We start from the raw sequence: 13,130 nt of genomic DNA, 5'->3' as shown, positions 1-13,130 counted from the left end.
GGCCGGTCACTGAATTCTCGGCGGTGCCGCCGATTCCGGTCAATCCTGTTCGAACGTGTTCGGCAAGTCGTGCCGGGCGGTCCGCTACGCGGAATTCCGCAGGTTCTCGTCGACGGCCGGGCCGCCGGTCCGGGCGCCGAGCCGCTCGCCGATCCGGGTGCCGGGCCGACCGCCGGACCGCTCGCCGAGCCGGGTGCCGGGCCGCTCGCCCGTCCGCCGGCCGACGGGGGCGCCGACCAGGTCGAGGGTCGCGTCACCGGTGCGGTCGTCGGTGCGGTCGTCGGTGCGGTCGTCGGTCTCCCCGGCCGACGCCGCCAGGTCGCGGCCGAGCGAGTACGCGGCCGAGACCAGCGTCATGTGGTGGTGCCAGCCGCTGTAGGAGCGGCCGGAGAAGTCCAGCAGGCCGAAGTCGGCCCCGAGCCGGTCCACGGTGGTCCGGGTGACCGTCACGGTGTCGAGCAGGGCGAGCACCGCCGGGGCGTCCTCGGCCAGGTCGGTGAGCCAGTACCGCCGTGGCCCGCCGGATCCGCCGCCGTGCGCCCAGAGCCGGTGCACCGGTCCGCCGCGCCCGCCCGGCAGGCCGGGGGGCAGCCCGGGCAGCAGGACGGGGGCACCGCGCAGCACCGGCTGCGGGGCTCCCGGCGTCCGTGCCCGCCTGCGGGGGAACAGCGCCTCGGCCGGCATGGTGCTCTGCTGCACCCGCCCGTGGTGCCCGGTGGTGGCCTGGAGGACCGGTCGGACGGCCTGGTTGGGCCGGACCTCCAGCACGTACGGGACGGAGCGGTGGGCGAGCGCGGCGGCCAGCCGGACGGGGTCGTCGACCACGGTGAGGTCGGCGACGAGCGGGGCCGGCGGCCGTCGGGCGGTGAGCCGGTCGACCATCTCGACCAGCAGTTCGCCGGTGGGGCGCGGGGCGGCGGTCTCCGGGATCCGGGCGCGGGTGCGCCGCTCGGGGTCGGCCGTCCAGTTCGAGTCGAGCAGCAGTGACCAGTCCACCGGGACGGCGTCCCGGTCGGTGGCGACGAAGAGTCCGGGTGCGGCCTGGCACTTGATGGTGCGTCCGGCCTCGGGGACGAACCGGCGGTGGACGCCCACCGCCTGGTCGCCGCGCTTGGGGATGACCGCCAGGGTGGCGGTCCAGGCGCGGACCGGCCGGTCCCCGGTGGCGAGGCCGGCGAGTACGCGCCGTGCCGGCCGCCAGTCCCAGGGGCTGCCGTTGATGAACTGCTGGAGCGAGAGCGAGGCGGTGGCCGCCGTGGACCCGGTCGACAGGCTCGCGGCCATGTTCGACAGCGTCTTGCGGCCGGGTGCGGCCAGCAGTCCGTGCAGGTAGGCCCGGGCCCAGCGGCGCTGGTCTATCCGGGCGAGGTGGGCGAAGACCTGCTCGGCGAACCGGGAGACCGCGGCTTCGCCGGCTGGTGAGAGGGGTTGCGCGTCCATGTGAGCTCCCCGTGATCGTGAGGTGCCGTGAGGTGCCGTCCCCAAAAGAATAGCGAACGATCTCTTTGTTTTTGAGTCCCGGGCGGGCCGTGGTCCGGTTTTGGCAAGTCCGCGCCCCTCCCGGGCCCCCGGACTCGGTTGTGCCCGCCCACGCAGAACCGCCCGTACCGGCGTCAGGAAGCCGGTACGGGCGGGGGGTCGGGCACGGTCGGGCACGCGGCCGTCGCCGGGTGCACCGTCGAAAACGCGTCAGGCGGGACCGCCGGGTGCCGGCGGCCCGGCCAGCGCACGCCGCCACAGCCGTCGCAGCCGTCGGCGGGTCTCCTCCTCGGAGACCGGTGCCCCGCCGCCCAGGGTGATGACGCCGCGGCGCAGCGCCTCCGAGCCGACGACCAGACAGTGCGCCAGCGTCTCCAGGTCGAGGGAGTCGAGCGCGTCGAGGTCTCCGCTCTCCGCTGCGGCCGGTTGTGTTGCGGCCGGTTGCGTCGTGGCCGGTTGCGCTGCGGTCGGTTGCGTCGTGGTCGGTTGCGTCGCGGCCGGCCGAGCGGCGCCGGCCCGCTCCCGGGCCAGCCGGTCGCGCAGGTCGGGGCTCCAGCCAGCGTGCCAGTTGCCCGCCGACTCGGGCTGCTCCCAGGTCAACCGGGCCGCGGCACGGACGCTCGGCTCCTCCTGGAGCAGCCGGGTCAGCGTGTCGGTCAGCTCCGCCACGCCCTCCTCGCGCGGCGGGGTCCGCCCCGGGTCGGGGTCCACCGCGGCCCGGGTGAGCGCGGCGGCGTCGGCCCGGACCGCGTCCGCCAGGGCGGCCTTGGACGGGAAGTGGAAGGTCAGCGCCCCCATGGTGACGCCGGCGGCCTGACTGACCCGGGCCAACGACGTGCCCGCGTAACCGTGTTCGTCGAACTCCGCGGCGGCGGCCCGGAGCAGTGCCCGGTGGGTCTGATGGGCCCGTTCCTGCTTCATCGCCCACCGCCCGCCCGGGTGATGGGGCCGAGGCGTGTGTCCGGTCCGGCCGGCGCCGCGGTAGCGGCCTGAGGGTGAGGGTTGACGAACCACATGGGTGGGCGTGGCTCCTTCGGGGCGGTCGGGGGCGGCCGGGGTTACCGGGGTGACCGGTGTGTGCCGGTCCGCTGACGTTTCGACGCTACGCCCCGGATCACCGCATACGCGCGGATTCCGCCGCATCCCCCCGCAGCTTTGGCATCTCCTTCGCAAATCCCTGCGGTACCGGACCGGTTGGAGCCGTCGACGGCCGAGCCGGGGCGGGAGCCGCGGGCGGCTGCGCCGCGAGGTGTGCGCGGTACCAGGGAGCGGCGGCGGCGAGCCGTTCCAGCGGTCCCGGCCCGGGATCGACGGCGGCCAGCCGCCAGACGTCCTCGCTGCGGTACCAGTGGTGGCGGGCCATCAGCTCGAACTGGCGCTCACCGAACGCCCCCGGCACCCGACCGAGTTCGGCCGTGCAGCGGTCCCACGGCCAGTCGTCGGCGGGTACCGGCGGGAGCACCCCGTGGTCGGCGAGCGCCGCCAACAGCGTCCCGATGCCGACCGGTCGGGGATGTCCGGCGTGGTGGACCCCGGGCGCCCGGACCGGGAGCGGCTCCGGCGCGAGCGCCAGCGCGGCCACCAGCCGGGCCAGGTCGGTCACCGCGACCAGCGAGAGCAGCGCCCCGCCGCCGTCCCAGCGCGCGGGCACCCGCCGCAGCAGGTCGGCGAGGCAGGGCACCACCCAGCGGTCGCCGGCGCCCAGGACCAGGGGCGCGCGCAGCACCACGGCCCCCGCGTCCAGCGCGGCCCGCTCCCCGGTCAGCCTGGTCCGGCTGGCGGCCGAGACGGGGGCGGGCGCCACTTCGTCCACGCCGATGCCCCGGTGCGGTCCGGTGCCGTACACCGCCGAGGTGGAGAGGTGGACGATCCGGCCGACGCCCGCCCGCCCGGCCTCCGCGAGCAGCGCCCGGGTGCCGTGCACGTTGACGGCGGTGCAGGCGTCCTCGGAGCCGCCGACCAGCGAGGCGAGGTGGACCAGGACGTCGGCGCCGTCGGCCGCGCCGCGCAGCGTCGCCGGGTCGGCGAGGTCCCCCGCGACCCGGACCGTCCCGGCCGGTGCGGCGGACCGGGTCAGCGCTCGGATCCCACCGAGGCCCGGCAGCGCGCGCAGCGCCGCGAGCACGGCGGAGCCGATGAACCCGCCGGCCCCGGTCAGCAGGACGGTCGGCCCGGTGCCGGTGCCGGTGCCGGTGTCAGTGTCGCTGTCGGCTTCTGTGCCCGGGCCCGACGCCCGTCTCATGCCCGCTGCCCGTGCTCCGTGAGGTACGCCCGCAGCTCCGCGACCACCGGCGCGGGCGCCATGCCCGGCAGCAGGTACCACCAGAGCTGGACGATCCGCTCCGGCAGGTCGGCGCGGCCGGTGCGCAGGTGCGACATGACCTGCGACCCGGTGTACGCCGCGACCAGCACCTGGGCGAGCTCCTCGACGTCGACCTCGTCGAGCAGCTCGCCGGTCCGCCGGGCGGCCTCCAGCTCGGCGCGGAACTGCTCGGCCCACATCTCGTACGGGCTGAAGTCGCGCAGCCCGAGCTGCCCCTGCTCGACGGCGAGGGTGACGCCGGCGCGCAGCAGCACGTTCTCCTGCAACTCGTCGGCGAGGTAGAGGTTGAGTCCGATGAGCTGGCGCAGGCCGGCCGGCCGGCCGGGCAGGTCGAGGTCGGACGCCTGCTCGTCGATGACCGCCTTGGCCAGGTCCTCCTTGGACTTGAAGTGGAAGTACATCGCGCCCTGGGTGGTGCCCGCCTGGTTGATGATCTTGCTGACGCTGGACCCGCTGAAGCCGTACTCGTCGAAGATCTGGGCAGCGGCGCGCAGGATCGTGTCCCGGGTGCGTACGGCTCGGTCCTGCTTGGCTCTTGCCACGAGTAACTCCAAACTCCTCGACAAACAAAAAGAACGACCTCTATGTTATTCGCCAGGGGGCTCGGCGTACACACCGGAGCGCCCACTTTCACCTGCCTGTGGCCACTCTGGGGGAGTGCATCCATGTTTCGCACAGACCACAGCACCACCATGACCAGCACCGAAGCCGCCGCCGTCACCGGCGGCGCGCCCGCGGCGGAGCCCGTCGCACCCGGGTCCGGCCCGACCGCCGTCCGCAACGAGCACGTCCCCAAGGAGCACGTCCACAAGCGGGCCGCCGACGAGGTGCTGCTGACCGGGTGGGAGCGGGTCGCGGAGGACTCCTACCGCCTCTCCGCCCGGTGGCCGCGCGACCACCGGGCCTACGCCGCCCGCCACGGCCACCACGACCCGATGCTCCTGGTGGAGACGGTCCGGCAGACCTTCCCGCTGCTCTCGCACGCGGCCTTCGAGGTCCCGTTGGGACACCACCTGATCTGGGACCACTTCAGCTACGCGCTGATCCCCGGCGGCCTGCGGACCGGCGCGCGCGACGCGGTACCGGCGCAGCGCGGCAGCGAGCGCGCCGCCCGCCAGGGCCGCGGATACGACGAGGTCCAGGTGGACGCCGTCTGCCAGGACCTCGTCCGCCGCGGCAACCGGGTCGTCGCCCTCACCCTGGCCTACGTGGTCACCCGGGACGGCGAGCCGATCGCGACCGCGCAGACCCGCTTCACCGTCCAGACCCCGGCGATCTACCGGCGCCTGCGGGCCGGTCGGGGCGACGCCGGGGAGATGATGGCGCGTGCCGTCCGGCTGGCCCCGCCGATCCCGGTCGCCCGGGCCGGCCGCGCCCTCCCGCGCGAGGTGGCCCTCTCCGCGACCGACCGCGCCCGGCGCTGGCAGCTGCGGGTCGACACCAACCACCCGGTCCACTTCGACCACCCGGTCGACCACGCGCCCGGCTCCCTGCTGCTGGACGCCGCCCGCCAGGCCGCCCAGGCGCTCAGCCACCCGGCGCCGGTGGTGGCCGTCGCGATGGAGTGCGACTTCACGCGCTACGTCGAGCTGGACGAGCCGTGCATGGTGGAGGTGACCCAGCTGCCGCGCGACCCGGCCCGCCGGGACCGCGTGGGCGTGATCCTGCAGCAGGGCACCGGCACGCCGTCGTGCTCGGTCATCGTCACGGTGGCCCCGCTCCCGACCGACTGACCGACGTCCCGTCCCGTCCCGGCCGACCCCGTCGCCCCCCCGCCCCGCAGCGCATCGGCTCCGGCACCCGCCGCGCGCCTTCGAGGGCCCGCCGGCTCCGGCCGACGGGCCCTCGAATCCCGCCCCGGCGCCCCGGCGCCCCGGTCCCGGCACGCCGCACCGCCCCGTGCCGCGGGACGCCCGCCTCCGCCACCCCGGAGGCCCGCGTTCCGGCCCGGCGGGAGACGAGCAGACGACCGGACGCGACCGGACGCGACCGGACACGACCGGGAGCGACCGGGAGCGCAGGACGCCGCCGTCAGGCGTAATGGAGGGACCGGTCCGATGACCACACCCTGCCGGGGCCGGCCGAAGCACCGTGCCGGATGCGACGCGGCCGGGTGCCCACGCGACCGGGAGGGAAGCGGCGGTGAGCGGAGATGATCGGAGATGAGCGGTGAGCGGCAGTCCGGCGCGGCGGGACCGGACCGGTCGGAGGGGTTCGGCGAGCGCTTGCTCGGAAGGCTGCTCGACCTGGCCCGTGAGCTGCCGCCCGGGCTGATCGCTCCGCTGATCGCCGACGAACTGCACGGCTTCGGGGGCCGGGACGTGGCGGTCCTCCTCCAGGACTACGGCCAGCTCGTGCTCGTGCCGCTGCCGGGCCGGGGCCTGGTCACCGGGGAGCGCGAGCCGATCGTCGGGTCCGACGCGGGGACGGCCTTCGTGCGCGGTGCGCCGGTCGAGGTGCCGCAGGCCGACGGCGTGAGGATCTACCTGCCGCTGCTGGACGGCGGTGACGAGGTCGGGGTCCTCGCCCTCACCCTGGACACCGTCGACGACGACGACCGGCGGCTCCTGCGCCGGTTCGCCGGCCTGGCCGCGGACCTGCTGATCGCCAAGAGCGGCTACACCGACCGGATCTTCCAGGCCCGGCGCCTCGAACCGATGAGCGTGGCCGCCGAGATCCAGTGGTCCCTGCTGCCCCCGTTGGCGATGACCGTTCCGCAGGTCGCCGTGGCCGGCATCCTCGAACCCGCCTACCAGGTGGCCGGCGACAGCTTCGACTACGCGCTCAACGACGACATCCTGCACGTGGCCACGATCGACGCGATGGGCCACGGACTGGACGCCGCCACGATGGCGACCGTCGCCATCGGCGCGTACCGGCACGCCCGACGCGCCGACATCGGGCTGGCCGAGATCTACGCGTTCATGGACCGGGCCATCGCCGAGCAGTTCGGGCCCGACCACTTCGTCACCGCGCAGATGATGCGCCTGAACACCGCGACCGGCCAGCTGCAGTGGGTCAACGCGGGCCACCCCGCCCCGCTGCTGATCCGCGGCCACGTCGTCGTGGAGCGGCTGGAGAGCGCGACCACGCTGCCGGTCGGGTTCGGCGGCGAGGAGCCGGTGATCAGCGAGCGGGTGCTCCGGCACGGTGACCGGGTCCTGTGCTTCACCGACGGCCTGGTCGAGGAGCGCGAGGTGGGCGGTGAGCAGTTCGGGGAGGAGCAGCTCATCGACTGGGTCGAGCGGGTGGAGCGGTCGGCGGGCGGCGTGCGCGCGGTCGTGCGCGCCCTTTCCCACGTCCTGAAGGAGAAGCGGGGCGGGCGGACCAGCGACGACGCCACCCTGTTCCTGATCGAGTGGCGCTGAGGTCTGACCGCCGGGCACCCGACGGGACGCGGAGTACCGTGGGAGCAGCGGGACGGTCCGAACCGCCACAACCGAAGGACCGCCCTCCACAGCACCAGGGGCCCTGTCCCTGCAGATCGGTGGCGAGCCATGTCGGACGAACCCGGTGCCCCGTACGCGGGTCTGCTGCCGGACGGGTTCCACCGGTCGGCGAGGCCGGGGACGGTTCTGCTCCGGCTGGAGACCACCCGGTCGCGCGAGGGGGCTCTCGACGGCGCGTGGTGGCCCCGCTCGCGGGACATCGGCGCCGAGCTGCCCGGACTGGTCGCCGCGCTGACCGAGCACCTCGGGCCCGTGGCGAGCGTCGGTCTCGACACGGACGCGTGGGACGACGTCCCGGCCCGGCTGGTCGTCGACGGCCGGTCGGTGCACATCGACCGCCACCCGGTGGGCGACGACACGGTGATCATCACCCGGGGCGACCGCGATCACTTCAGCCTGCTCGTCGTTCCCCCGCAGGCGAGCCTGGAGGCGGCCCACGCCGCGATGGCACAAGCCGTCCTGGCGGGCGGTACCGACTCGGCGCAGCAGATCCTGATCGCCGCCGGCATCGGGTCCGTCCCTCCGGGCGAAGTCCTCTGAGCGGACATCCCCCCGCAGGGCCCACCGGTCGCCGACACCCGGTCCGGCGCTTACGGTCTGTCCTGGAACAGGTCGGTCGTCACAGGAGGCCAGGATGCCGCGCTACCGGTGGGTGCTCGACACCCAGGACGACGAAGGCCGCTGGGCCCGGCACGACGAGGCCCCCCTGCCGAACCCCCTGGAGTACGACGGACCGCCGCAGCGGGCCGCCAACCACCTGCGCGACGTGCTGGTGCGTACGCTCTCCCGGCCCGCTCCCGGCCCCCGGGCGATCAGGGTCCGCCTCTGGGACGCGCTCGATCCCGACCTCGACGCCGAGCCCGGGTCCGTTCCCGCCGCCGAACCCCGGGCCGAGACCGAGTGGTCACGCGAGTGACGCACCCGGCCCCGGCCGGTCGGGGGACCGCGGGCTAGGCGGTCGCCGGCCAGGCTGCGGCACGGCTCCGGGCGACGCCCGCACGCCGTCCGGCCTCGCCGGGGCCGTCGCCCGGCGCGGCGGCCGACGGCAGGAAGTCGGAACGGACGTCCGGCCCGTCCGCAGCGCCGTCCGCCTCGGCGGCGAGCAGCTCGCTCGCGGTCCGCATACGGGCGGGGCCGGCCGCCTCGGACATCAGCCGCGCGGCGACGGCGGCATCCGTCGACGGCGGGACGACCAGCAGGTTCAGCCGACGTGGGGCGTACGAGCACACCGCGATCGTGTGTTCGTCCTGCTCGGGCCCGAACCAACCCGCGTGCACGGTGTGCCCGACGACCGGGATGCGCCGGGGGACGACGGGCCACTGCGCCGGGTTCACGGTGATCCGGGTGACCCGGCCCCACCGTTCGTCGATCTCGGCGGCCAGGGAGGGGAGTTCGCGAAGAAGATCACGCGAGCGGGGCCACCAGGCACCGTCCAACCGGCCGGCCCGCGCGCCGACGGGCGCGAGGGAGATCCGGGCGGTGGGTTCCGGGGCGGCGGACGTCGTCGCGCGATCGAGGGTCGCAGTCATGATCAAGGACCCGTCTCCGGGCTCGACCCGGAGGCCGAGTCCGGCATGGCCGTTCGCCGGAGACGACGCCAGTATCCGGTGCCGGCATGCGAAGTGCCTTCGGTGATGCCCAGGCTACTCCCCGTCCGGCCCGATCCTGGCACGGTCGCGACAACCGATCTGCCGTGCCGTAGGAGAACGTCAGCCTGCGGTTCCGCCACCCGTCGGCCGCCGGCCCGACTTTCTGTCAGGTCCGGCCCGCCGCAGCGAGCCTGAGCCGACGCTCGGCGAGGACCGTACCGGGCGGGGCTCCCCGCCCGCGCAATACCGACCCGGCAGTCCCCGACGCCCTCTTGGCAGCCGTCCTTCCCCGTGCTGAGGTGGATCGTCGAACGATCGCTGTCTCGGGGGTGGGGATGGACGAGTTCACCGTCGGACGCTGGCGCCGTCACGGCCACGACAGGTTGTACGTGAACCGGCGCGGTGCCGAGAAGGCCCTCGGCTGGTACGACTTCAAGACCGGCGAGACCGTGGTGCGGGACGAGCGCCAACGGGCCGTTGTCGAGACCGTGTTGGCTGCTCACCTGGCGACGGCACCCGGCGGGCCCGAACCGACGCCGGTTCAGCCGCCCCCGCCGCCGCCCCCGCCCGTGCCGCCGTCCGTGCCGCCGCCCCCGCCGCCGTCCGTGCCCGTGCCGCCGTCCGTGCCGCCGCCCCCGCCGCCGTCCGTGCCCGTGCCGCCGTCCGTGCCGCCGCCCCCGCCGCCGTCCGTGCCGTCCGCACCTCCGGTCGCGCCTCCCGCGGCACCCGGCTTCGACCTGTCGCTGAACGCTCCTGGTGACTCCATCCGCCGAAAGATCGACGAGGTCGAGCCGAGCTGGATCAAACGACGCCTTGCCTACTGGCTCAGTTCGGAGCAGACGCAGGCTCACCCGTGGGCAGTCGGCCTGCGGGGTGAGCGTCTGGTCGGCCGCCGGCTGGACCGGCTTCCCGACGGGTGGAAGGTGCTCCACTCGGTGCAGTTCTCCAGCGGAACCGACATCGACCATCTGGTCATCGGCCCGCCGGGCGTCTTCACGATCAACACGAAGCACCACCGGGGCGCCACCGTCTGGCAGGGGGACCGGGCGATCACCGTCAACCGTGCGGCCACACGCTACGCGCCCGCGAGCCAGAGCGAATCGGCGAAGGTCGCGCGAGTGCTCTCGGCGCGCTCGGGGTTCCCGGTGCCGGTCCAGCCGGTGGTCGCCGTGGTGGGGGCGGCCTCGATCACGATCGGATCAGCGCAGTCCCCGGTTCTGCTGTTGGACGGAGCGCACGTGGACCGGCAACTGTCCAGGTGGTCGCCCCGGCTTCGGAGCGACCAGGTGGACCGGATCTTCGCCGTGGCCCGCGACAGTCGTACCTGGCACGGTTGAGCCGTCACGCACGGGGCGGCCCGGTGCGACGCCAGGAGCCGCAAGTCCGGCCCGGTCGGGCGTGACGGTCATGCACGACCTGTTCCAGCAGGCCCCTGAGGCCCAGTCACACAGAAACCAGTCAGGCCCCGTCGGATCTCTCCGATGGGGCCTGACTGGTACTGCTGGGTCGGGGTGGCGGGATTTGAACCCACGGCCTCTTCGTCCCGAACGAAGCGCGCTACCAAGCTGCGCCACACCCCGGTCCTGCTGTTTGTCGCTCCGTCTCCTTCGCGACGAGTAGAACTCTACCGGACGCTTGCCGAGAGACGAAATCCGATTCTCGGCGAGCGTCCGGGCGGGTCAGCGGGCGGCCGGGGTGAGGGTGAGGAGGGTGGCTTCGGGGGGGCAGGCGAAGCGGACGGGGGTGTAGCGGTTGGTGCCGCAGCCGGCCGAGACGTGCAGATAGGAGCGGCGGCCGCCGGCCTGGTGGGTGGAGAGGCCCTTGACCCGCTTGGCGTCGAGGTCGCAGTTGGTGACCAGGGCGCCGTAGAAGGGGATGCAGAGCTGGCCGCCGTGGGTGTGGCCGGCCAGGATCAGCGGGTAGCGGTCGGCGGTGAAGGCGTCGAGGACACGCAGGTAGGGGGCGTGGACGACGGCGAGCGAGAGGTCGGCGTCGGGCGACGGGCCGCCGGTGACCGCGCTGTAGCGGTCGCGCCGGATGTGCGGGTCGTCGAGGCCGGTGAACTCCAGGTCGAGTCCGCCGACGGTGAGCCGGCCCCGGGCGTTGGTGAGGTCGAGCCAGCCGGCGGCGTCGAAGCCGTCGCGCAGCTTCTCCCAGGGGTTGTGGACGGCGCCGTTGACGCCGCGCCCGGCCGTGCCGTCGGGGTTGTTCATGCCGTGGACGCCGCTGCGCAGGGCCTGGAGGTAGCGGGCCGGGTTCTTGCGGGCCGGGCCGTAGTAGTCGTTGGACCCGAAGACGTAGACGCCCGGGAACTCCATCAGCGGCCCGAGCGCGTCCAGGGTGGCGGGGACGCCGAGCGGGTCGGAGAGGTTGTCGCCGGTGTTCACCACCAGGTCGGGCCGGAGTCCGGCGAGGCTCTGCAGCCAGCGCTGCTTCCTGCCCTGCCCGCTCACCATGTGGATGTCGGAGACCTGCAGTACCCGGATGGGGCGGGCGCCTCGGGGGAGGACCGGAATCTCGACCCGGCGGAGGCGGAAGGAACGGACCTCGTACCCAACGGAGTAGGCGAGGCAGGCGGCGCCGGTGGCGGCGATTCCGAGGGGGACGGAGTACAGCGGTCGCATCGGTCCATGGTCTCAGACGGCGGATCAGCGGGTGAACTGCCGGTGGGCGTGCGGGGGCCGACCGGTGGTGCGTTCGGTCGGCCCAGTCGTCGGCCGGTGCGACGGCTGGGCCGACCGGGTGTGTCACCGGTGGACTCGGACGTGCCGGACGCGCCGGGAGCGCCGACGGGGTTCGCGGGTGGCCGGCGTTCCTGGGGCTACTCGGCCTGTTCGCGCCGGGCCCGCAGTGCCCGGACCTTGTGCCGGTTGCCGCACCGTTCCATCGAGCACCAGCGCCGCCGCCCGGGCCGCGAGGTGTCGACGAAGAGCAGGTGGCAGTTGTGGGCGCCGCACTCGCGGACCCGTTCCGCGTACGGGCCGGTGAACAGTGCGATCGCGTCGCGGGCGACGGTCGAGGCGAGTTGGGCGCCGTCGCCGGGCAGGGGCGGGGCGGGCGTGCCGTCCGGGGCGATCTGGGGGGCGAGCGGCGGCAGCGCGGCGGCCCGGTTGAGCACGGCGTAGTCGTCGGCCGTCCCGCCGGCCCCGGCGCTCCTGCCGCTGTCGAGCAGCCCGGGTGCGCCGCCGCCCGCACGGGTCGCGGCGAGCCTCCAGAGGGCGTCCCGCAGGGTGCGGATGCCCGCGAGCTGCTCGTCGCTGATCCGGACGGCCTCGTACGGCAGGCCCAGCCGGGACTGCGGGAGCCACCCGGCGAGGTCCGCCGGGCGGTGCAGCGTCTCGTAGCGCGTGTACGGCGCCGGCGCGCCGGTGGCGAGCAGTTCCAGGCAGAGCGCGCCGGGGTCGAAGTGGAAGGCGGTTCCTCCACCAGGAGGGTGCAGGACCAGCCCCGGGGCTCGCTCATCGGTCATGTAACCACCTTAAAGGGTTACTCTGCGCGATGGGAAGGGAGCGGAGGGGGACGGAGAGGAAGGGAGCGGATGGGGGCCGAGGGGAAGGGGACCGGAAGGACGGCGGGCGGGCGGGCCGAGGGGGTCGGCTTCGTTCGGAGGCCCACGGCTTAATGCCGGGCAGCTGAACGCCGCAGGTGAAAGACTCGGGCCATGACGACGCTCAAGGCGCAGCTGCAGGAGGACCTCACGGCTGCCATCAGGGTCCGGGACGAGCTCCGCTCGTCCACCATCCGGCTCACGCTTTCCGCGGTCACCAGCGAGGAGGTGGCGGGTAAGACGAAGCGGGAGCTCTCGGACGCCGAGGTGCTGAAGGTGATCGGTCGGGAGGCGAAGAAGCGCCGGGAGGCCGCCGAGGCGTTCGACACCGCGGGCCGGACCGAGCAGGCCACCCGGGAGCGGGCCGAGGGCGAGGTGCTGGCCGACTACCTGCCCAAGCAGCTCTCCGACGACGAGCTGGCGGCGATCGTGACCGCCGCCGTCGCCGAGAGCGGTGCGACCGGGCCGCAGGGCATGGGCGCCGTGATGAAGCTGGTGAAGCCGAAGGTCGACGGTCTGGCCGAGGGCGGCCGGGTCGCCGCCGCGGTGAAGGCCGCGCTGACCGGCTGACGACAGGTCGGCAGGGCAACAGCGCAGAGGGTCGGCGGGGCAGTAGGACGGCAGGCCGGCCGCGCAGCGGGAGAAGACGGGGGCGCCCCCCGAGCCACTGGCTCGGGGGGGGGCCCAGGAACGGGGAACGGGAAGCCGGTGGGGAAAAACGGGGCCCCGCCGGTTGGCGTTAC

At 74.5% G+C, this 13,130-nt stretch carries 13 protein-coding genes and 1 tRNA gene; 6 read left to right on the top strand and 8 right to left on the bottom strand.

The features are described from left to right. Nucleotides 1-84 precede the first annotated feature (84 nt). The 4 genes from ACFWIC_RS32860 to ACFWIC_RS32845 all read right to left on the bottom strand — a co-directional run bounded on the left by ACFWIC_RS32860 (nt 85) and on the right by ACFWIC_RS32845 (nt 4,344). A complete protein-coding gene (locus ACFWIC_RS32860; protein WP_380520697.1) occupies nt 85-1,440 on the bottom strand; it encodes a transposase in 1,356 nt (451 codons plus the stop codon). A 249-nt stretch (nt 1,441-1,689) separates the two neighbouring features. Further along, nucleotides 1,690-2,400: a TetR family transcriptional regulator gene (locus ACFWIC_RS32855; RefSeq protein ID WP_380520696.1), complete on the bottom strand. Its 711-nt coding sequence runs from the start codon at nt 2,398-2,400 to the stop codon at nt 1,690-1,692. 193 nt (nt 2,401-2,593) lie between these two features. Next, on the bottom strand, nt 2,594-3,721 hold the full coding sequence (locus tag ACFWIC_RS32850) for an NAD-dependent epimerase/dehydratase family protein (protein WP_380520695.1): 1,128 nt from the start codon (nt 3,719-3,721) through the stop codon (nt 2,594-2,596). Further along, complete coding sequence (locus ACFWIC_RS32845) at nt 3,718-4,344, bottom strand: ScbR family autoregulator-binding transcription factor (protein ID WP_329883865.1); 627 nt, start codon at nt 4,342-4,344, stop codon at nt 3,718-3,720. Before ACFWIC_RS32845 ends, ACFWIC_RS32850 begins: the two co-directional genes overlap by 4 nt. Nucleotides 4,345-4,494: 150 nt before the next feature. Between ACFWIC_RS32845 and ACFWIC_RS32840 the strand changes: the two genes are divergently transcribed. From ACFWIC_RS32840 to ACFWIC_RS32825, 4 genes are all read left to right on the top strand, one after another. After that, nucleotides 4,495-5,535 (top strand): AfsA-related hotdog domain-containing protein, encoded by a 1,041-nt coding sequence (locus tag ACFWIC_RS32840; protein ID WP_380520694.1) that lies wholly within the window; start codon nt 4,495-4,497, stop codon nt 5,533-5,535. Between the two features lie 429 nt (nt 5,536-5,964). Further along, nucleotides 5,965-7,170 (top strand): PP2C family protein-serine/threonine phosphatase, encoded by a 1,206-nt coding sequence (locus ACFWIC_RS32835; protein ID WP_329948063.1) that lies wholly within the window; start codon nt 5,965-5,967, stop codon nt 7,168-7,170. A 129-nt stretch (nt 7,171-7,299) separates the two neighbouring features. Further along, on the top strand, nt 7,300-7,791 hold the full coding sequence (locus tag ACFWIC_RS32830) for a DUF5994 family protein (RefSeq protein WP_329883868.1): 492 nt from the start codon (nt 7,300-7,302) through the stop codon (nt 7,789-7,791). A 94-nt stretch (nt 7,792-7,885) separates the two neighbouring features. Then, nucleotides 7,886-8,167 (top strand): hypothetical protein, encoded by a 282-nt coding sequence (locus ACFWIC_RS32825; RefSeq protein WP_380360563.1) that lies wholly within the window; start codon nt 7,886-7,888, stop codon nt 8,165-8,167. 34 nt (nt 8,168-8,201) lie between these two features. On the opposite strand, the gene ACFWIC_RS32820 is transcribed toward ACFWIC_RS32825, so the two are convergent. Continuing rightward, the gene (locus tag ACFWIC_RS32820) at nt 8,202-8,780 is read right to left on the bottom strand and encodes a DUF5994 family protein (RefSeq protein ID WP_329948061.1); all 579 of its coding nucleotides are present in this window, start codon (nt 8,778-8,780) and stop codon (nt 8,202-8,204) included. 395 nt (nt 8,781-9,175) lie between these two features. On the opposite strand from ACFWIC_RS32820, the gene ACFWIC_RS32815 reads away from it, so the two are divergent. Continuing rightward, entirely contained in the window at nt 9,176-10,177 is a 1,002-nt protein-coding gene (locus tag ACFWIC_RS32815) for a nuclease-related domain-containing protein (protein WP_380520693.1), read from the top strand. A 169-nt stretch (nt 10,178-10,346) separates the two neighbouring features. Here the strand turns inward: ACFWIC_RS32815 and ACFWIC_RS32810 are convergent. The 3 genes from ACFWIC_RS32810 to ACFWIC_RS32800 form a co-directional block, all read right to left on the bottom strand. Continuing rightward, a tRNA-Pro gene (locus ACFWIC_RS32810) sits at nt 10,347-10,420 on the bottom strand. Nucleotides 10,421-10,519: 99 nt separating this feature from the next. After that, nucleotides 10,520-11,464 (bottom strand): metallophosphoesterase, encoded by a 945-nt coding sequence (locus ACFWIC_RS32805; RefSeq protein ID WP_329874573.1) that lies wholly within the window; start codon nt 11,462-11,464, stop codon nt 10,520-10,522. Between the two features lie 197 nt (nt 11,465-11,661). Beyond that, nucleotides 11,662-12,309, bottom strand: coding sequence for a CGNR zinc finger domain-containing protein (locus ACFWIC_RS32800; RefSeq protein ID WP_329948059.1), 648 nt, complete (start codon nt 12,307-12,309; stop codon nt 11,662-11,664). A 192-nt stretch (nt 12,310-12,501) separates the two neighbouring features. Here ACFWIC_RS32800 and ACFWIC_RS32795 point away from each other — a divergent pair, with 192 nt between their 5' ends. Beyond that, nucleotides 12,502-12,957: a GatB/YqeY domain-containing protein gene (locus tag ACFWIC_RS32795; RefSeq protein WP_329874570.1), complete on the top strand. Its 456-nt coding sequence runs from the start codon at nt 12,502-12,504 to the stop codon at nt 12,955-12,957. Nucleotides 12,958-13,130 lie beyond the last annotated feature (173 nt).

It is taken from the genome of Kitasatospora sp. NPDC127035 (genome assembly GCF_042726075.1).
Lineage (GTDB): Bacteria > Actinomycetota > Actinomycetes > Streptomycetales > Streptomycetaceae > Kitasatospora.
This window is presented reverse-complemented; position numbering and strand designations above follow the sequence as displayed.